The organism is Spirosoma radiotolerans (assembly GCF_000974425.1).
Classification (GTDB): Bacteria; Bacteroidota; Bacteroidia; order Cytophagales; family Spirosomataceae; genus Spirosoma; species Spirosoma radiotolerans.
Map to the genome: position 1 here is coordinate 5,560,220 of NZ_CP010429.1, position 19,157 is coordinate 5,579,376.

A 19,157-nucleotide genomic window follows, 5' to 3' on the forward strand; every position below is an offset into this window, starting at 1 on the left:
AAACGGGCGCAGGCCGGGTAAAAGAACGAAGGGAAAGGGCTTTAGTTATCCTCCGGGGGCTGTGTCCTCACAGCCTCCAGAAAACGGGGAACATTCATAGTAAAAGAGCTGAATCAGGCAACAACTGTTTTCTATGAGTATTTGGATGAGCGACTATACGGCGGGTCTGACCGCAAACCGGTTATTAATGGCGAAAACCAGACCCTGCAAATGGGCTAAAAACCAGATCAGGGGCCATTTCCATGTCATGGAACTAGCCATCGGATTAAGCCGCTCAAACCTAACCACCTGACTACAAATCGTCTACAAAACCGAAACCTTTAACGCAACTCAATAATGAAAAAGGAACAGCCAATTAATCGCCGGGATTTTGTCGGGAAAGCGGCCACAGCCGTGGCCGGATTTATGATCGTTCCCCGCTTTGTTCTGGGCGGCAAACGACCCGATGGCACAGCCTACACCGCCCCCAGCGATGTCATTTCACTGGGTTTTATTGGCACAGGCAAGCAGGGAAGAGGGCTGACAACATCATTCCTGAACACAAACGAAACCCGGATTGTGGCCATCAGTGAGGTTTACAAAGCAAAAGCCCAACTGACTTTAGATCGGATTAAAGACCATTACGCCAAGAATACCCAGCTTGGCACCTTCTCCGATATTCCCGTTTATGCGGACTTCAGGGAGATCTTGGCGCGCAAGGATGTCGACGCCGTTGTGATTGCCGCTCCCGACCATTGGCACGCTGCCATGGCCGTTCGGGCCGCCGAAGCCGGGAAAGACATCTACTGCGAAAAGCCGCTGGCACTGACTGTTAAAGAAGGCCGCGCCATGGTCAATGCTACCCGGAAATACAACCGTGTTTTTCAGACGGGTAGCATGCAACGCTCCTGGCCCGAGTTTCGGCAGACAGCTGAGTTGATCCGAAACGGCTACATTGGCGACGTCAAAAGCATTAAGGTCAATGTAGGGCCACCACCGGTTCCCTACAATCTGCCGGCCGAACCCGTTCCTGAAGGACTGGACTGGCCATCCTGGCTTGGCCCAAACGCACCCGTGCCGTTCAACGCTGAGCTGGCTCCTCCCCTTTCGAAGGACGTCTTTCCGAATTGGCGAAACTATCGGGAATTCGGCGGGGGCATGGTGACGGATTGGGGCGCGCACATGTTCGATATTGTGCAGTGGGCGTTGGATATGGACAACAGTGGTCCGGTAGAAGTCATTGCCCCGGATGGCAAAGAGCATCCATTTCTGACCTATCGCTATGATAATGGCATTACGATGACTCACCAGCCCTGGGAGTGGAACAACGCGATTCTGTTTACCGGAACGGAGGGCGAACTTCGGGTACAGCGCAGAAAGCTGGAAACAACCCCCGCTTCGCTGGCAACGAAAGTTATTGGCGAAACCGAAAAACACGTGTACGCCAGCGAAAACCATTACAAGGATTTTTTGAACGCCATGCGCAAACGGAGCAAGCCCATTTGCGACGTAGAAGTGGGCCACCGGACGGCATCGGTCTGCAACATTGGCAACATCGCCTATCAGCTCAAACGCTCACTCGCCTGGAACCCCAAAAAGGAATCCTTTAAGGATGACCCCGAAGCCAATGCCTTGCTCGGCCGACCCATGAATAAGGAATGGGGCATTAAATTGTAAATGATGGTGCTGTGCAGTCAGGTTCTTAAACCTGACTGCACCAACCGGATAAAAACGGATACGATCGCGATCAACCGCCCAGTCTGGTTATCTGGAATGCATTAGGATGTCCAATAGACGAACCCGTAGCTTTGTTTAAAATTTAGTATTATTATTGGAAAAAATTCCCCTGTAGTATTCGTGTGAAGAAGGCAATATCGATTGGTTTGTTTGGTTTGCTCCTGCACCATATCCTGGCGTATGTACTGGTGTGCGTAGGTACGTGGTGGCAGGCCGAACACGACCTCTCTCAACGGCTCCAGGTATACCGCTCTGTCGATAGCATCGTAGAATTTCAGATTCCACTTAAAGACAAGCCTGATGCCAATTCGATCACCCGCACGACGTCGGATGGCTTCACGTATCGAGGACAGTATTATTCAGTCGTCAGCATGAGTATTCAGGGCGATACCTTGTTCATTGCTAGCCTTCAAACGAACAACGATTCGTTCTGGCAGGGTGATTTGCTGTCGTTCATGCAAGAGCACGTATCCGGGGCGGGTAAGTCCCCTGATAAAACCAACACATTGCTGAAACTTTTACTAAAAGAATACTCGCCTACCCCAAGAATTACCTTTTATTTCTCTTCGCCCCGTTGGCATAACGACATTCGGATTCCCGAAAAACCGTTTCTGTGCCATCAGTTAGCCTTGCGAATTTCTTCTCCACCGCCCGAAGTCTGAAGCGAACTTCCTGTTCGTTCTGTTTCAAATCAGTCGCTTTAGCGTCTGAACATATTGTCGCACCCGTGAACACAGAACTATAGCTATTGCGAGAATCGTAATAGCCAAACGGGCTTGCCGTACTTACCCGGCAACGAACAAGATTATCCCGTCGCTACCACTCCCCTATTTCTGTTCAGGTGAACGATATCTGTAATCGTTCGCACTGTTTTCTATGCCCCGATCAGGCGCACAGAAACAGCATGTGTACGCCATTAACTGATAACAAACACGTTGGTCGTAAACCGCTATCAGATGTAGCAGGCTGTGACCAACCTCAACTTTGGATTAAATCATGCCTCATATTCCTTTACCGGACCATTTGCCGGGTATTACGGGCTTGCTCGAATACCGGCTCGATACAGCTATGCCGATTCGGGAACTGACCCAGTTGCTACTACGGGGCGAATCGACACTCACACAGGGTGAACGCGAGTTGATTGCGGCTCTCGTCTCGTCGCGCAATTGCACCAACTTTTGCAATGCCGCCCATACGAAAGCGGCCGACCTGCTTCTGGGCGACGATAAAACAGCGGCTGCGGTAAAAGCCGACATTGAAACTGCGCCTGTCAGTGACAAGATGAAAGCACTGCTCCAGATTGCCGCCCTGACGCAGCAATCCGGTCGTGCTGTCACGCCGGAGGCCATCGGCCGTGCTCAGGCCGCTGGTGCCACCGACCGTGAAATTCACGATACAGTCCTGCTTGCCGCCCTGTTTTGTCTGTATAACAAATACGTTGATGGCATGGCGACTGTAACGCCCACCGATCCGGCCTATTACGACACGCTGGGCGACCGCATTGTGAACCGGGGATATAACCGTCCACCGGGAGGCTATCCGGCTCAGTAACAGGCACAAAAAATTTATACTCAAACCGCTACGTAGCTCTCCCAGCTTCTCCATTGCCCACAGTAGGCTTTGGGAAGGAGAGGGACTGCGTACACTTTACCAAGCATTTCAACTCATGAACATAAAGAAGCACGCCTTGCTTTACGCATGGCTCTGGCTCATTAGTACCGTCACAATGGCGCAATCGGTAAAGGTAACCGGCCTGGTCATGGACCCCGTTACGCGCAAACCACTGCCTGGTGCCAGCATTATCATCAAAGGGCAAAACAAAGGCACGGTAACAGACCATACAGGCTCATTCAGCATCCCGACCAATCGAACAGGACCGCTTACGCTCCAGATTTCGATGGTTGGTTATGAACCACAAACGGTTTCGGTAACAAGCGCCAACGCTCCGCTCACGATTCACCTGAATTCGGCCACCAGTGAGTTGGATGAAGTGGTCGTAGGCGCTTCCCGCGTTGAAGAGCGTCTGGTTCGGGCTCCGGTTACGATCGAGAAAATGGACGCCCGCAGCATTCGCGAAACACCATCCGCTACATTCTACGAGGGTATCAATAACCTGAAGGGCGTTGATATGGTGACGAGTGGCCTTACGTATCGGCAAATCAACACACGGGGCTTTGCCAGTACAGGCAACAGCCGGTTTCTGCAACTTATCGACGGCGTGGACAATCAGCCCGCCGGGTTCGGCTTTTCAGTAGGTAATATGTTTGGGTTGAGTGATCTGGATGCCGAAAGTGTAGAGCTGGTGCCCGGTGCGGCCTCGGCCTTATACGGCCCGGCGGCTTTCAACGGAGCCCTGCTGATGACGAGTAAAGACCCGTTTACGTACCAGGGATTGAGTGTCCAGGCCAAAGTGGGTGTGAATCACCTCAATGACCCCAACCGGAACGCCGGACCGACAGGCGCAGCCATTTACAATGACCATGCCATCCGTTACGCCAAAGCGTTTGGCAATCGGTTTGCCTTTAAAGTGAATGCGTCCTACATGCGGGGGCTCGACTGGTTTGCCACCGATTATACCGACGTAAACCAATCGACCCCTTCTGAGCAACGTGGCGCGCAGAACCCGGCCCGGAATGGCCTCAATATTTACGGCGATGAGGTGGTCAGAACCTTGCCGGGCGCGGGGCAGGTGTCGCGGACGGGCTATCTGGAAAAAGACCTGACCGACTATAACGTGTATAGCCTGAAACTAAACGGAGCGCTCCACTACCGAATTACGCCTAAACTCGAAGCCATTTATGCGGTCAATTACGCCAAAGGAACCGCCAATTACACGGGCTCTAATCGCTTTTCGGTCAATGGATTCTCGCTCACGCAGCACCGGCTGGAAATACGCGGAAAGCAATTTTTTGTCCGCTGGTACAGCAATGCCGAAGACTCGCACGATTCGTACAACACCCGGTCGCTGGGACAGCAAATCAACCGGACATGGGTCCGCGACCTGAACGGCAACGTCGTAACGCCCGACAAAGCCGATGATACGTGGTTCGCCCGGTACACGGCGGCCTATAGCGGCACCATCCCGACTGTAACCGGTACCGATCAAACGGCGGCCCGTACCTTCGCCGATCAGGGTCGATTGCTGCCTGGCACGCCCGAATACGAAGCGCAGAAAAACCGCTTGACGGCCATTCAGGGTTCGGCGGGTGCAGGTATTCTAAGCCAGACTAGCATGTGGCATGCCGACGGTCAGTATAACTTGACGTCGGCGCTCAACAACGTAGCGGATGTGCTCGTTGGCGGTAATTTCCGTCAGTATAGTTTGTTCACCAACGGTACCCTTTTCGACGATAAAGGGGGGCGGATTATCTACCACGAATTCGGTGCCTTTGCCCAGATCAGTAAAGCATTGCTGGCCGACAAACTCAAACTAACGGTATCGGGCCGGTACGATAAAAACCAGAACTTCGCGGGATATTTCACGCCCCGTGCCTCGGCAGTATATTCGGCAACGGACCGGCACCATTTCCGGGCCAGTTATCAGACGGGTTTCCGCAACCCCACTCCTTCTGATCAATTTATTAAACTCTCGGTAGGGCCAACCGTTACGATTTTGGGTGGTGCGCCCAGCAACAGCGCGGGTATGAATGTGTACGAAAATTCGTATACAGCTACAAGTGCCAACCTGTTTGGAGCTGGTTTCGGAGCCGATGTAAACAAGGTGGGGCCGCAACAGGCGCTCTTGAACAACAAGGATAAACTGCAGAAATCGAACGTACCGTACATAGCGCCCGAACGGGTCAATAGTTTCGAAATAGGGTACCGTGGTCTGCTCAATAGCCGCTTGTCGGTCGATGCCAATTATTACTACGGCGTTTATACCAACTTCATTCTCAACACGGTTGTGTTACGTCCTGATAGTCCGGTACTGGGGTCAGATGGCAAGCCCAATGCGGCAGCCGCCCAGGAAATTCTGAATGGTAAGGCGCAGTTGTTCCAGCTTTATACGAACGCCCCCGACAAGGTATCGGCACAGGGGGCCACGCTCGGCCTGACGTATCGGACAGCGGGCGGCTACCAGATTGGAGCCAACGGTACGTGGTCATCGTTCAACATACGGAACGCAGATCCTAACAACGTAGCGGCTTTCAATACGCCCCGTTTCAAAACCAACGTAACGCTCGGCCACCGCAATATTGCACCGAATATCGGTTTCAATGTTGCGTGGCACTGGCAGGAAAGTTTCGACTGGGTGAGTTCGTTCAACGCGCTCATTCCCGGACGCGTACCGGCTTACCACTTGCTCGACGCGCAGGTCAACTACCGGGTACCATCGTTGAAAACAGTTCTGAAACTTGGCGCGACAAACCTGACGAATCAGTATGTCGTGCAGGCCTATGGGTCTCCGGCGGTAGGCGGACTTTACTATGTATCAATCGTATTTGACCAGGGACTTAAATAAACAGTGAACGAGTGAAAGAGCGCCTGGCAAATGGTCTTCGCTCTTTCGCTCATTCACTCTTTCGCTATATGGAAACAATCGTAGCTAAACCCGAAACACTACAGGCCAACTGGTTCGCCTTTGGTCTATGTTCACTATCGTATTTGCTGGGTGGCACGGCCTCAACACTCATGGCTACGTTTCTACCGGTTGCCATCCCGGAGTTGCTGGGCCAATCGGCTTCTGCAACCCAGTTGGGCGATGTCGGGGCTTACATCAATGCGGCTTTTTTGTACGGCTGGATGGCGGGCGGGCTTTTGTTTGGCTTGATCGGTGATCGGCTAGGCCGGGCGCGGGCCGTAGCGTTCGTTACGTTCCTTTACGGCGCGGCCATGTTATGTACCGTTTTTGCGCCTAACTGGCCAGTGCTACTGTTCTGCCGATTTCTGACAGGTGCGGGTGTAGGTGGCGTGTTGTTGCTTACCACCGTTTATTTGTCGGAAATCTGGCCCGAGAAAAGTCGGGCGGTGGTACTGGGCATTCTGGCCGTCATGTTTCCGGTAGGTATTGTGGCGACAGGCGGGTTGAATGCCGGACTGGTTCCATGGCGGCAGGCCTTTTGGCTGGGTCTGATTCCCGTTCTGGTCGCCCTTCTGATGCTCGTTCGCTTACCTGAATCAGCCCACTGGGCACGTCTGCGCCAGCAACCGAACCCTGAAAAAAGCTGGACACGGACCGACCGGACCAATCTGCTAACGGGCGTCCTGGTTTTTGGAGCGGTGCTGATCGGGCTGTGGGGTACGTTCTCCTGGATTCCGACCTGGGTACAATCGCTCCTGCCAGCGGGCCAGACGGGTGGGCGGGAACGGGGGCTGACCATGATGCTGCTCGGTATGGGGGGCATTGTCGGTGGTCTGCTGTCGGGCGCGCTGATTGGGCGGCTCGGTTCACGAACAACGCTGCTGTTAACCTTCGCCGGATGCGCAGGCGGTTGTGCGCTGCTGTTTCTATCGAACCGTCAGTTTTCGCCGGTTATTTATGCCGAAACCGCCTTCGTCGCCTTGTTTTTTGGCATCAGCCAGGGCGCTTTGTCGAGTATTATCCCCGCTTTATTCTCGGTTCGGATTCGCGCTACAGCGGCTGGTATCAGCTTCAACATCGGTCGTTTCTTTACGGCAACGGCCGTGTTCTTCGTCGGTATGATGGTCGCCGGGCTGGGCGGATTCGGGAATGCATTACTGGTATTTTCCCTGGCGTTTCTGGTCGCCTGGCTTGCTGTTTTTATCCGGTATAAACCCGGTTCTCCTTCACTTTAGCCCGGTTCTACGTCATTAAACCAAACATTTTTCAGCTAAACAATTATTCACAAATGGCTCATATTCAACTTAATAATGATGCGCCGGGTATTCGCAGTCTGGTTATGTACCGGCCCGATACAGGTAAACCTCTCTATGAACTCGCTCAGGCGCTGCTTCGTGCGGGTTCGCCTGACAGTACGCTTTCTGATGCGGAACGCGAACTGATTGCCGCGTTTGTATCGAATCAGAACTGCACCGATTTTTGCATGAACAGCCATGCGGCCGCTTCACGCTATCTTTTTGGCGAACAGGCCCATCTCGTCGACCAGACGCTGCAAAACCCAGAAACGGCACCTATCTCGACCAAGCTTCGTGCCCTGCTCACTATTGCCGCACGTGTAACCGCCGATGCCCGCACGGTCACAGACGATGTGGTCACGGCTGCCCGCACACATGGCGCTACCGATGGCGATATTCATGATACGGTCCTGATTGCCGCTTCGTTTTCAATGTATAACCGCTACGTCGATGGGCTGGCTACGCTCACTCCCAACGACCCGGCCGCCTACGAAGCTATGGGGGAACGCATGGGAACGCTGGGGTACGTCTTACCCAAACCAAACTAAACCAAACTGAATACCATGCCTCATATCGATTTTCTCCCCGGACTGCCGGGTATTCGCGGACCTATGGCGTTTAGCCCCGAGACGGCCCGCCCCCTCAACGACCTCGTTAACGTTCTGCTTCGCGCGAACGCAACCCATCCTGAATCAACACTTAGTGAAGGGGAACGGGAACTGATTGCCACGTACGTATCGGCCCGTAACGATTGTTTTTTCTGCCAGACCATTCATGGCGCGGTAGCCAGTCATCACCTGGGCGACGCAGACTGGTCGCTGGTGCAATCGGTGAAACAGGACTATGCCCAGGCGGCCATTTCGGCTAAGTTAAAAGCATTGCTGGCCATTGCCGGAAGCGTACAACAGGGCGGCAAACAGGTAACTTCTGAGCAGATTGAAAACGCCCGAACCGAAGGCGCTACCGACCGCGATATTCACGATACGGTGTTGATTGCGGCCGCGTTCTGCATGTTTAACCGCTACGTCGATGGTTTGGATACATGGGCTCCTGAAAGTCCGGACTTATACCGTTATCGGGCTCAGAAAGTAGCCGAGTATGGGTACACCCACGAGGATCATTACATGCCACCAAGCTGACCCTCCAGCCCTCATCAATAGAATGGATTGCCGATAGGCACCGTTGTTGCTCCGTGATGTCGGTTACTTATAACCGACTTGGGAGGTTTCTCAAAACCTCCCAAGTCAGGTTCTTAAACCTGACTTCACCGAACTAACAGATTGTACCCGAAAGTTTAAAAAGCCGCCCCTATTCAGTCAGGGGCGGCTTTTTAAACTTTCGGGTACAATCTGTTAGTTGATTGCAACAAGGCGAGTGGGCGCTTCTGGCTGTTTGGTCGATAGCGTTACCTGGTGTTTTGTCGTTTCAACACCGTTTGTAATTTCGACGACATACACGCCATCGGGCAGTTCACTCATATTCAGGCGGCTACGATAGATTTTTTCATTTTTGCCAAGATGCTGGCTGTAGTAAATCTTACCGTCAGTCCCTTTGAGCATAACATCAACCGGGCCTCCTTTTTCTTTATCGAGGCCAATGTTAAGCTTACCGTCGACCGATGTATAGATACCTGCCTTATAGGCAGCTACCGTTGCTGGACGAGATCCGGGTTTACCTTCGGCAAAGGAAGCAACTGAGGAAAGAACACCTAGTGAAAGGGCAACTACGAATGTTTTAACGAGCGTTTTCATGTTTGTATAGTTTTATCTTTTGGAGTAAATGCTGGTCGGGTCATTCCCGATTGGTGAAACAAAGATATGGGCCACAGACAGTACTATGCATTGCAAACTACTGGAACGGTTCTTAGACAGGATGAATGGATGAAAGCTTGGCCGACTGAGCAAACGGCGCGGATAGCTTTAGTTAAACTTCCGTTAAAAGTGAGCCAGTTATGGCTCGTCGGTGTTAAATAGGGACTGTAAAGCCATTATCTATTCTAAATGGACCTTATGGAAACGACCGAGACCGCCCTTCAGCTAGTGCCATTTCGTGGCAAATGGGACGACGAAGACGTAAAGCATTTGCTGAAGCGTACAACGTTTGGGGCCAGGCCCCAGGATGTTGCTCATCTGCGTACGCTCTCCATCCGCAAAGCCCTCAACGAACTGCTGACGGACGAACCGGCTCCTCCCCCACCCGTCAACAACTACAACGACGAGAAATATACCGACGACGAGATTCAGCCCGGCGAAACCTGGACAACATCCATCAATTACGACGGCATGAACAACGGTCGGCGCCGAAACTCGTTCAAAGCCTGGTGGCTGGGCTTAATGCTGAACCAGAATCGGAGCCTGCGCGAGAAAATGGTGGTTTTCTGGCATAACCATTTCGTTACCGAGACCAACATGGTTGACAATGCGCTGATGTGTTACCGCCATAATGCGCTGCTGCGGCAACATGCGCTGGGAAATTTTAAGGAACTGGTGAAAGCCGTTACCAAAGACCCGGCCATGCTCAAATACCTGAACGGTACGGCCAGCAACAAAAAAGCCCCCGACGAAAACTACGGCCGCGAATTGCAGGAATTATTTACCGTAGGCAAAGGCCCCGGCTCGCACTACACCGAAGTCGATGTAAAAGAAGCGGCCAAAGTGCTGACGGGCTTCCGGAATGATACCATCACGTATGTGAGCCTCTTCGATCCGGGTCGGCATGACAGCAGCGACAAAACCTTTTCAGACTTCTACGGGAATACCATCATAAAAGGACGGCGCGGACCAGAAGGCGAACAGGAATTAGATGATCTGCTCACGATGATTTTTGCCCAGGACGAGGTGGCGCGGTTCATCTGCCGAAAACTCTACCGTTTTTTTGTCTACCACCAGATCGACGCCGACACCGAAGTTAGCGTCATTACGCCCTTGGCGGCTGTTTTCCGGGCCAATAAATACGAGATCAAACCGGTGTTGCGCGAGCTATTCGGAAGCCGCCATTTTTTTGAAGCCAATAATCGCGGGGCAATCATCAAAAGTCCGCTGGATTATACCGTAGGCCTTTGTCGGGAGTTTGGCATCGCGTTTCCCGATGCCACAAACTACGCGGATCAATATGGGCTTTGGCTGGCGGTTCAAAATCAAGCCTCGGCCATGCAGCAAAACATCGGTGATCCGCCAAACGTGGCCGGTTGGCCAGCTTATTATCAGGAACCCATGTTCGACAAGATCTGGGTCAACTCTGATACGTTACCCAAGCGCAACGTGTTTTCGGATGGCATGACAACCGGCAGCATTGGCCGTAATGGCAAAAAGCTACTCATTGATGTTATTGCCTTCACCCAAACGCTGCCCAATCCCGCCGACCCGGTCGCCCTGATCGATGATGCCGTTCGGCGATTGTATATGCTGGAACTGCCGGATAAAGACAAAGAGTACATTAAAACCAGCATTTTGCTCTCGGGTCTACAGGATATGAAGTCGGACCATTACTGGACGCAGTCCTGGCAAAACATAACCGCCAAGCCCGACGACACGGTCAACAAAACCAACGTGACCCGAAAACTGAAGAGTTTGTATAAGTACCTCATGAACTTACCTCAGTATCAACTCACTTAATGGCGAAAGAGTGAATGAGTACAAGAGCGAATTTCGCTGATAGCAGTTTTCACTCTTTCGCTCATTCATTCTTTCGCTCTTTTTCTTATGCAACGTCGAGACTTCCTGAAAAATACGGCTATTGCCGGGGTTGTGCTACCCCAATTTTTAAGCGGATTTTCCGTAAAAGCCATGGCGCAAACGTCGTTGATACCAGCCAGCGGCCATGATCTGACAAATGACCGGGTGCTGGTTCTGATCCAGTTGAACGGCGGGAACGACGGCCTGAATACCGTTATTCCAATCGATCAATACGGTGCCTATCAGGCCGCGCGATCCAACATTGCGCTACCGCAGAACAAAATCCTGAAACTAACCGGTGCCGACGCAACGGGGCTGCACCCGGCTTTGGCGGGCATTCAGCAGTTGATCAATGAGGGCAAGGCAGGCATTGTGCAGGCGGTAAGTTACCCGAAGCCAAATTTCTCGCATTTCCGGGCCACCGACATCTGGATGACGGGTTCTGACGCCGATAAGATACTGCCGACGGGCTGGGCAGGGCGTTACCTGAACGACATATTTCCAGGATTTCCCGATAAATACCCTAATGAAACCATGCCTGATCCGCTGGCCATTCAGGTCGGGTCGGTGGTGGCGTCGGCTTTTCAGGGACCGTCGTTTACCATGGGGCTGGCGATTAGTAACCCAGGCAATTTTTACAACCTGATCGAAGATAAGACCGATACTACCAGCAACACGCGCTGGGGCGAACAGCTGGCTTACCTCGAAAAAGTATCCCGGAAAACCGACCAGTATGCGGGCGTCATCAGGAAAGCTGCCCTGAGCGTTACGAAGCAATCCGACAAGTATCCGGCAGCGGGCAAAAACGCTCTGGCCGATCAGCTAAAAATTGTTGCCCGGCTCGTGGCGGGTGGCCTTCGGACAAAAGTATACCTGGTGAGTACCGGCAGTTTCGACACGCACGCCAGGCAGGCCGAACCCGACGACACCACAACGGGCGTCCATGCTCAATTGCTGGGTCGGGTGGCAGAGGCCGTTAGCGCGTTTATGGACGATCTGAAGGGGCTTAATGTAGCCGATCGGGTGATGGGCATGACTTTCTCCGAGTTTGGTCGACGGATAAAATCCAACGCCAGCGGTGGTACAGATCATGGCGCAGCCGCCCCGGTTTTCTACTTTGGAAATGCCGTTAAAGCGGGCATTATCGGCACCAATCCGCAGCTACCCGCCAATGCTACCGTAAACGACAACATTGCCATGCAGCACGACTTCCGGTCGGTCTACGCTACCGTTCTACAGCAGTGGCTCAATTTGCCGCCCGACGATGTGCAGAAGGTATTAATGGGACAGTTTCCGTTATTGCCGATGGTATAGTGCGGACAAGATGTCCGCCTTACACGATCAGCGCGTCAGCAGGCCAGCATCCAGTACAAACTGCGAACCGGTCACATACCGGGACTTATCCGACACCAGAAACAGCACCATCGCCGAAACGTCTTCCGGTTCTACCCAGGGTACAGGCAGCAAGTTTCCCGCCGAGCGTTCGGCGATTTCCTGCGTGGTAGTGCCTTCCAGTTCAGCCAGTCCATCGTTCATCGGCGTATTAACGCCCGTCGGGTGAATCGAGTTGACCCGGATATTATGCGGAGCCAGTTCAATGGCCCATGACTTCGTCAGGCCGACCAGCCCCCACTTCGACGCGGCATAATGGCTCAGTCGGTTCATGCCGCGAAGCCCGGCAATGGATGAATTGTTGATGATCACGCCCGATTTCTGCTCCATCATGACTGGAATTATGCGCCGGGCTACCAGCCAAGCACCCTTCAAATTAATGTCGATCATGGCATCCCACTCGTCTTCGGGCAATTCATGAACGAGTCCATAGGCACAGATACCGGCATTATTGAACAGTATATCGATACGGCCAAAACGCGTCATAGCCGCATCGACGGCCTGTTTGATATCGGCATCGCGCCGGACATCGCCCTGGGCTGCCACACAGGACACTCCAAGGGCTTCCACCTCACGGATCAACGAGTCGAGCTCACTTTCGGAGCCGAGCGCATAACCGGGATAGGCCAGCGGTTTGGCCAGATCGAAGGCTACGATGTGAGCACCTTCCCGGGCTAACGCCAGAGCCACCGCCCGCCCCTGCCCATGAGCAGCTCCGGTAATAAACGCGACTTCACCTTGTAATTCGGCCATTGGCTAGGGTTGAGTTTTGTTGGTTAAAGGCAGATACGGGTACAGATACTCATCAATGTTGACGTCGAGCACGTTGTTGAACACATTGGTCGCAATCATCTGGCCCGCAAATGCCACCAGCACCACAATCTGCTGATCCGTGTAACGCTCCGCAATGGGGGCATACAGTTCATCCGAAACCTCACCTTTATGCTGCGCAATGGCACTGCCGAAATCAATAAGTGCCTGTTCGGAATCCGTTAGGTGAAGATCTTCGGGACGTTCGCCATTGTCGATGATGATTCGCCGGAAAAAGGTCGTGCACAACGGGCAGTTCGACCCTTCCGAAATAGCGTGCGCAAATAGATACGCCTGCCGGTTTCCCACAATTTTCTTGACCTCTTCGTACAACGGGTACCATTGCATATACACCTGAAAGGCCAGCAGTGAGCGGCCCAGCGTGGCTTTCATATTGGTGATCCGGCTACCCGGATAATCCGTCACGTGGGCCTCAAAAGCCGCGTCAATAGCAGGGGTCACTTCGGTAGCTGACAGGGGCGTAATACGAGGCATAGCTGGGTGAGTTAGAAAAGAGTTTGTGGTTTGTCGTCCCCGTTCAGAGGCAGGTCAACACATTCACTGCTTCCACGGTCCGTGTCCTCACGGACCGTGGAAGAGGCTCTGCTGGCCTAAATCTATATAAGAGTCCTTACAACTTACTTAACCGATCGGCAGCTTCCTGCAAGACGGCGTCCTCTTTGGCAAAACAGAAACGCAGGATTTTGTAGTCGTTTTTCTGGTGATAAAACACAGAAACAGGAATGGCCGCAACCCCGATCTCATTGGTAAGCCGTATGGCCAGGTCGTAATCGGGTTCGTTGGTGATAGCTGCATACGAAACGGTCTGAAAAAAACTTCCTTCCGCTGGTTTGATCGTAAATCGTGAACTCCGCAACCCATCCAGAAACAAATCGCGCTTACGCTGGTAAAAAGCAGACAGTTGCTGGTAAGGCTCCGGTTGTTTCAGGTAATCGGCCAGCGCGTACTGAATTGGGGTAACGGTACTAAAGGTCAGGTACTGGTGAATTTTACGAAACTCAACGCTGAGACTTTTCGGGGCCAGACAATACCCGATTTTCCAGCCGGTAATGTGATACGTTTTTCCAAATGATCCCACCACAAACGTGCGCTCCTGCAACACCGGATGCGTCATAAGGGAGTGGTGGGTCCGGCCATCGAACAGGATGTGTTCGTATACTTCATCGCTCACAATCCAGATGTTGCGGTCGTAGATCAACTCTGCCAGTTTATTCAGGTCATCGGTGGTCCAGACGTGGCCCGTTGGATTGTGGGGTGTATTGACTAAAATCAGCCTTGTCTTGTCCGTAATTTTCTCACGAACGGCCTGCCAGTCAATGCTGTAGTCCGGTGGGGTTAGCGTCACATAAACAGGAATGCCGCCATTGAGTTCGATGGCGGGCACATAACTGTCATAAGCGGGTTCAATGACCAGCACTTCGTCGCCGGGCCGCACGACTGCCGTAACAGCGGCAAAAATTGCTTCCGTTGCGCCCGACGTAACCGTCACTTCCGTATCCGGGTCGTAGGCTACGCCATACTGCTCAAACGTTTTCTGAGCCAGGGCTTCGCGCAGGACTGGCACGCCAGTCATCGGCGCATACTGGTTAAAGCCTTTCCGCATGTAGTGCTCAACCAGCGACACCAGTTCGGGCGCGCAGTCGAAGCCAGGAAATCCCTGCGATAAATTGATAGCGCCCGTTTCGGTTGCCAGTTTAGACATGACGGTAAAAATCGTCGTGCCTACGTTTGGTAGTTTGGAGGCAAGTCCGGCTCCTATCCTTTCTATTTTTTGTATACTCATTCTCACCTGATTTACATGGCTTTCCCAGCGTCCCGATCAATGATCCCCATAACGCTTTTCGCCAGCGGTTACAGCCAGCGCCAGCTTGTTTTGTTTAGGCGGTATGGGGCAGGTAGCGTAGGGTGTAAACGCGCAGGGCGGGTTAATGGCCTGGTTAAAATCAAGCGTTACCCATTCTTTCTCCGATGGTGAATTCCCGTTTCCGGCAGCAATTGGTTTATCGGCATACAGAAACCGGCCTGAACCGTAGGTTTCGTGCGCATTTGTGTTATCTCCGAACAGAATAAACAATTTTTCTCCTTCGCCAACGGCATCCAGCCGGTAGGTTTTGCCCGCCCGCTCAAACACCAGCGTACCTGCCAGTGGCTGTTGCGATACGATGCCTAATACGTCGATGATCGGAATGGTTTTTGGTGAAGCGGGTGCTTCGAAACGCGCCTTCACCCGCCAGCTTTCATCAACGGGGTAGCGGTCAATAGACTGAAATTCTTTCAGATAAGGGCTTTCCAGGTCGCGTAATCGAACGCCATATTTATCGCCCCGCTTAATAATGAACCACCGCAGCGAGCCATTAGCCAATACCGTTGGTTTCGTATTGGATGCAAAAATGACGAGTGGTTCGGTGACCGCCTTCCCATCGACCAGCACGGTTTTGTCTGCATTCGGGGCAAAGCGTACCTCGCCTTTTTCGAGGTAAAGTGTACCTAAATCGACGGAAGCATTGGCAGCCGGAAAAGCCAAATCGAAGTCAGATCCACGGCCGAGTGAGTTCTTACCCTCGGTCAGCCAGAACAATCCGGCAAGGTTCAGCCAGCCCGTTTCGCTTTTGAGGGAACTCACCCGATGCTGATGCCACTCATCAATTTGTGCCTTATACGATGGTTCGTCGGCGTGTTTCCACCCCACAGACGCGGCCATTGCCAGAAACCATACGCCGAAAAAACAGCGTGAGTAGCCATTCAGCGGTCTCGATACCTGCTTAATACGTTGCATGATGAACAGGATTAAGGTTGTCAATAACGGAAGAAATCGCTTCCGAGTCGAGGGTACGGTCAAAGTTTTCGTCCAGAAAATGGTAAGCAATCCGCCGATCCTGGCCAATGACATATAAAGCAGGTGTGAAGGCTTCTTCCGAAATACCCGACACGCGCTCCCAAACCGGATAATCTTCACTATAAACCCCAAACCGCTGCGCCACGCTCGATTCGGCATCGTAGGCTACCCGAAAGTCCAGGCTACCCACCTGCCGCGCCAGAATGCTGGGCGATTCATTGGAAAACACAACTAACTCCGCATCGACCGCCAGTAATGACTGGTTGAGCCGGATGAGCGATTCCAGATAAGGCCGCGCGTAGCGTCCCCAACAAGGGCAGTAGAAACTGACCACCAACGGCCGTTCATTGACCAGATCGAGCAGCGACGTTTCGCCACCCGATAGTTTCTGACCAAAAACCGATGCCCGCCAATCGTTCGGCGCGCCAGACAGACTAAAAAACGGAGCCAGATCGCCCGTTTTTAATGGATTGGTCGGAACCGTTTTCGAGCGCTGCTGTGCGTTCACTGTACGAATATCACCCAGTTCATTTTGAAATTCGAGCGTCATAGTTATACGTGTTTACTGGATTTTAGTTTTATACTACCCTATTCTGTTTTCGAGAATGGGTAAGCTTAGTGTACGCCATACACCAACTGGAAATAGCGCTTTTGAACGAGGGAAAAGTACGCCCAGATCGACAAGCTGCCGATGTAGGCCAGGACAATCAGCATGGGATTTCCCAAGGTCACATACAGCGCTATCCACAGCACCGCCAGCCGGCCAATTTCCAGGTACAGCACCCAGCGACGTTGCTCAAGCAACGCACCGCAGTTGATCACCGTCAGCAGTATAAATAAGCTGGTCAGTAGTTGAAGCGAAGCCGGTACGGAACGTTCAATCAGCAGAAAGACAAATAAAATGGCCAGCGTACCGGCCAACTGCCCACCCACATAGCCTCGAAACCGCCAGTTGCTGTTATGAACCGTCGAGCGGCCCGCAGCGTCGGCCGACAGGAACTGGCATTCCAGTCGGTCCCGAATAGCTGAATCAATAGAGTCGGGGCGATTAATTAACACCGCCAGTTTTGCCCGCCGGCTGGGTGCCCGTCGAACGGCAACGAACACTTCGAGCAAGCCATGAAAATGCTGCCACAGAAAACTGTGACTGTCCAGTGGTTTGGTCAGCCCGTAGACAGGCTCCTCCTGTTCTTCGGCAAACGTACCGAACAGTTTGTCCCAGATAATGAACATGTCGCCGTAGTTCTTGTCGAGGTATTGTGGGTTGCTGGCGTGGTGTACTCGGTGGTGAGACGGTGTTACAAGAATATATTCGAGCCACCCTAACTTGCCAATGGTGCGGGTATGAATAAAAAATGGATACAGTCCGTGAATCAGCAAGACACCCGTGATCATTTCGGCCGGAAATCCCACAATGGGCAGGATAGCCCAGAAGCCCGTGCGCACAACCGCCTGGAATACCGTAATACGAGCCGAAACGGTATAGTTGAAATCGTCGCTTTGGTGATGCACCACATGCACGGCCCAGAATACATTGATTTCGTGAGCCAGCCGATGATACCAGTACCAGACAAAGTCCGTAGCGATCAGCAACGCCAGCCAGCCCCAAACTGTAGCCTTAATATCGAGCAGGGCATAATGGCGATGCAGGTACTCGTAAAAAAAGAAGAACGCACCGGTGGTAAACGTATCCAGCAACCGCTCGGCAATGCCGACGTTAAGATTAGCCACCGAGTTGTTGAACCGAAAGTAGGATCTATTCTGCCGTTTCGCCACCAGGTATTCCAGTCCCATAAAGAAGAGAAACAGCGGAACCGCGAGAGCCAGCCAGTTATAGTGCATACGTCAATGCATTGTAGAGACGCAACACCTTGCGTCTTCTGTCCTAGTAAACTGCTTACCGAAGAATCTTAGCCCCTAACCGATGATAAAATGGCGTTTTGCTGGCCGCATTTTTGGGCTGATAGTCACCCGTAACTAGCGGAATGTACATGACCCGACGGCGGCTCTCGGCCCCAATATTAGGCGACTGCTCTACCCGATGCCACAAGCTGCCGTTGTGAATGGTCAGGTCGCCAGCTTCGATATCGAACCCTACTTCGCGGGGATCGGGGCGGTGATCTATAAACTGACGTTTACGGAACAGCGTTAGCAACGTGTTTTGTTTGTGGGTACCCGGCAAGACGCGCAATCCTCCATTGCTCATCGGGCAGTCGTCGAGGTGAAGTCCCACGTTCAGCATAGGCCGGATTCGCTGTCCAAGAAACAAATCGCGCGGGCTATCTGTATGCCAGCCCATACGCGAGAAGTTGCTCTCAGGCGTGCGAACATAATGGTTTACCACCAGGCCATCCTTTTCTTCTTCGCCAATACGGCCACTATAGGGCTGCAGAAGACTGGTAAGGCCTTTCAGACGCTCATCCTGTAAAAACTCGTGTAGTACAGGACTAAAGAGAGATGTAAACGCAAATCGCTGAACAATACGCTGCCCGTTTTCATCACGACCGTACTTAATGGGAATACCATTGATTTTGTCAACGTCTTCGGCAATCCAGTCCGCTTCAACGCGCTGTAATTCATGGAGAAAAACCTGCACGGTATCACGGCTGACGAAGTTTCTAATGTGTAGAAACCCATTTTTTTCAAAGAAAGCGATTTCCTCTGCGCTTAGTATTTGTGCAGGAAGAACAGAAGCCAAATTACCAGATAATGCTACCATAGAGTTGAACGTTAGTGTCGTTTGAACTGATTTATTCTTATTTTCTATTTACTATACAGAATAAGTATAGTATTACTGCTAATAAAAAAGGCAACTAATTATTTGCCACAAAAAGGAGGAATTTACCGGGAGCCTATTCGGGCTCAGACAGGCTAGAAAGACTAATTTAACA

General features: G+C 52.3%; 18 protein-coding genes. 10 read left to right on the top strand and 8 right to left on the bottom strand.

Annotation, left to right across the window (positions count from 1 at the left end; translation table 11 throughout):
- The first annotated feature begins 133 nt into the window (after nt 1-133).
- From SD10_RS29735 to SD10_RS22580, 8 genes are all read left to right on the top strand, one after another.
- On the top strand, nt 134-292 hold the full coding sequence (locus tag SD10_RS29735) for a hypothetical protein (protein ID WP_158500591.1): 159 nt from the start codon (nt 134-136) through the stop codon (nt 290-292).
- Between the two features lie 44 nt (nt 293-336).
- Nucleotides 337-1,656, top strand: coding sequence for a Gfo/Idh/MocA family protein (locus SD10_RS22550; protein ID WP_046576956.1), 1,320 nt, complete (start codon nt 337-339; stop codon nt 1,654-1,656).
- 182 nt (nt 1,657-1,838) lie between these two features.
- A complete protein-coding gene (locus SD10_RS22555) occupies nt 1,839-2,378 on the top strand; it encodes a hypothetical protein (protein WP_046576958.1) in 540 nt (179 codons plus the stop codon).
- Between the two features lie 334 nt (nt 2,379-2,712).
- A complete protein-coding gene (locus SD10_RS22560; protein WP_046576960.1) occupies nt 2,713-3,267 on the top strand; it encodes a carboxymuconolactone decarboxylase family protein in 555 nt (184 codons plus the stop codon).
- 115 nt (nt 3,268-3,382) lie between these two features.
- Entirely contained in the window at nt 3,383-6,178 is a 2,796-nt protein-coding gene (locus SD10_RS22565) for a TonB-dependent receptor (RefSeq protein WP_046576962.1), read from the top strand.
- 68 nt (nt 6,179-6,246) lie between these two features.
- Nucleotides 6,247-7,473 (top strand): MFS transporter, encoded by a 1,227-nt coding sequence (locus tag SD10_RS22570; protein WP_046576964.1) that lies wholly within the window; start codon nt 6,247-6,249, stop codon nt 7,471-7,473.
- Between the two features lie 53 nt (nt 7,474-7,526).
- Complete coding sequence (locus SD10_RS22575) at nt 7,527-8,081, top strand: carboxymuconolactone decarboxylase family protein (protein ID WP_046576966.1); 555 nt, start codon at nt 7,527-7,529, stop codon at nt 8,079-8,081.
- A 15-nt stretch (nt 8,082-8,096) separates the two neighbouring features.
- Nucleotides 8,097-8,672 (top strand): carboxymuconolactone decarboxylase family protein, encoded by a 576-nt coding sequence (locus SD10_RS22580; RefSeq protein WP_046576968.1) that lies wholly within the window; start codon nt 8,097-8,099, stop codon nt 8,670-8,672.
- 213 nt (nt 8,673-8,885) lie between these two features.
- Here SD10_RS22580 and SD10_RS22585 read toward each other — a convergent pair whose 3' ends face one another.
- Complete coding sequence (locus tag SD10_RS22585; RefSeq protein ID WP_046576969.1) at nt 8,886-9,284, bottom strand: hypothetical protein; 399 nt, start codon at nt 9,282-9,284, stop codon at nt 8,886-8,888.
- Nucleotides 9,285-9,542: 258 nt separating this feature from the next.
- Here SD10_RS22585 and SD10_RS22590 point away from each other — a divergent pair, with 258 nt between their 5' ends.
- The gene (locus SD10_RS22590; RefSeq protein WP_046580001.1) at nt 9,543-11,147 is read left to right on the top strand and encodes a DUF1800 domain-containing protein; all 1,605 of its coding nucleotides are present in this window, start codon (nt 9,543-9,545) and stop codon (nt 11,145-11,147) included.
- A gap of 87 nt (nt 11,148-11,234) precedes the next feature.
- Nucleotides 11,235-12,521 carry a DUF1501 domain-containing protein gene (locus SD10_RS22595; protein ID WP_046576971.1) on the top strand — a complete coding sequence of 429 codons (1,287 nt, stop codon included), beginning with the start codon at nt 11,235-11,237 and terminating at the stop codon, nt 12,519-12,521.
- Between the two features lie 27 nt (nt 12,522-12,548).
- Here SD10_RS22595 and SD10_RS22600 read toward each other — a convergent pair whose 3' ends face one another.
- From SD10_RS22600 to SD10_RS22630, 7 genes are all read right to left on the bottom strand, one after another.
- Nucleotides 12,549-13,352, bottom strand: a complete 804-nt coding sequence (locus SD10_RS22600; RefSeq protein WP_046576973.1) for a mycofactocin-coupled SDR family oxidoreductase — start codon at nt 13,350-13,352, stop codon at nt 12,549-12,551.
- Nucleotides 13,353-13,355: 3 nt separating this feature from the next.
- The gene (locus tag SD10_RS22605) at nt 13,356-13,904 is read right to left on the bottom strand and encodes a carboxymuconolactone decarboxylase family protein (protein ID WP_046576974.1); all 549 of its coding nucleotides are present in this window, start codon (nt 13,902-13,904) and stop codon (nt 13,356-13,358) included.
- A gap of 136 nt (nt 13,905-14,040) precedes the next feature.
- Nucleotides 14,041-15,132: a methionine aminotransferase gene (locus SD10_RS22610; protein ID WP_316933117.1), complete on the bottom strand. Its 1,092-nt coding sequence runs from the start codon at nt 15,130-15,132 to the stop codon at nt 14,041-14,043.
- Between the two features lie 117 nt (nt 15,133-15,249).
- Nucleotides 15,250-16,206: a DUF1684 domain-containing protein gene (locus SD10_RS22615; protein WP_046576976.1), complete on the bottom strand. Its 957-nt coding sequence runs from the start codon at nt 16,204-16,206 to the stop codon at nt 15,250-15,252.
- The gene (locus SD10_RS22620) at nt 16,193-16,816 is read right to left on the bottom strand and encodes a redoxin domain-containing protein (RefSeq protein WP_046576978.1); all 624 of its coding nucleotides are present in this window, start codon (nt 16,814-16,816) and stop codon (nt 16,193-16,195) included. The genes SD10_RS22615 and SD10_RS22620 overlap by 14 nt, the downstream gene beginning before the upstream one ends.
- Before the next feature lie 65 nt (nt 16,817-16,881).
- Nucleotides 16,882-18,108, bottom strand: coding sequence for a sterol desaturase family protein (locus tag SD10_RS22625; RefSeq protein WP_046576980.1), 1,227 nt, complete (start codon nt 18,106-18,108; stop codon nt 16,882-16,884).
- A 55-nt stretch (nt 18,109-18,163) separates the two neighbouring features.
- A complete protein-coding gene (locus SD10_RS22630; RefSeq protein WP_046576982.1) occupies nt 18,164-18,985 on the bottom strand; it encodes a phytanoyl-CoA dioxygenase family protein in 822 nt (273 codons plus the stop codon).
- Nucleotides 18,986-19,157: the final 172 nt, after the last annotated feature.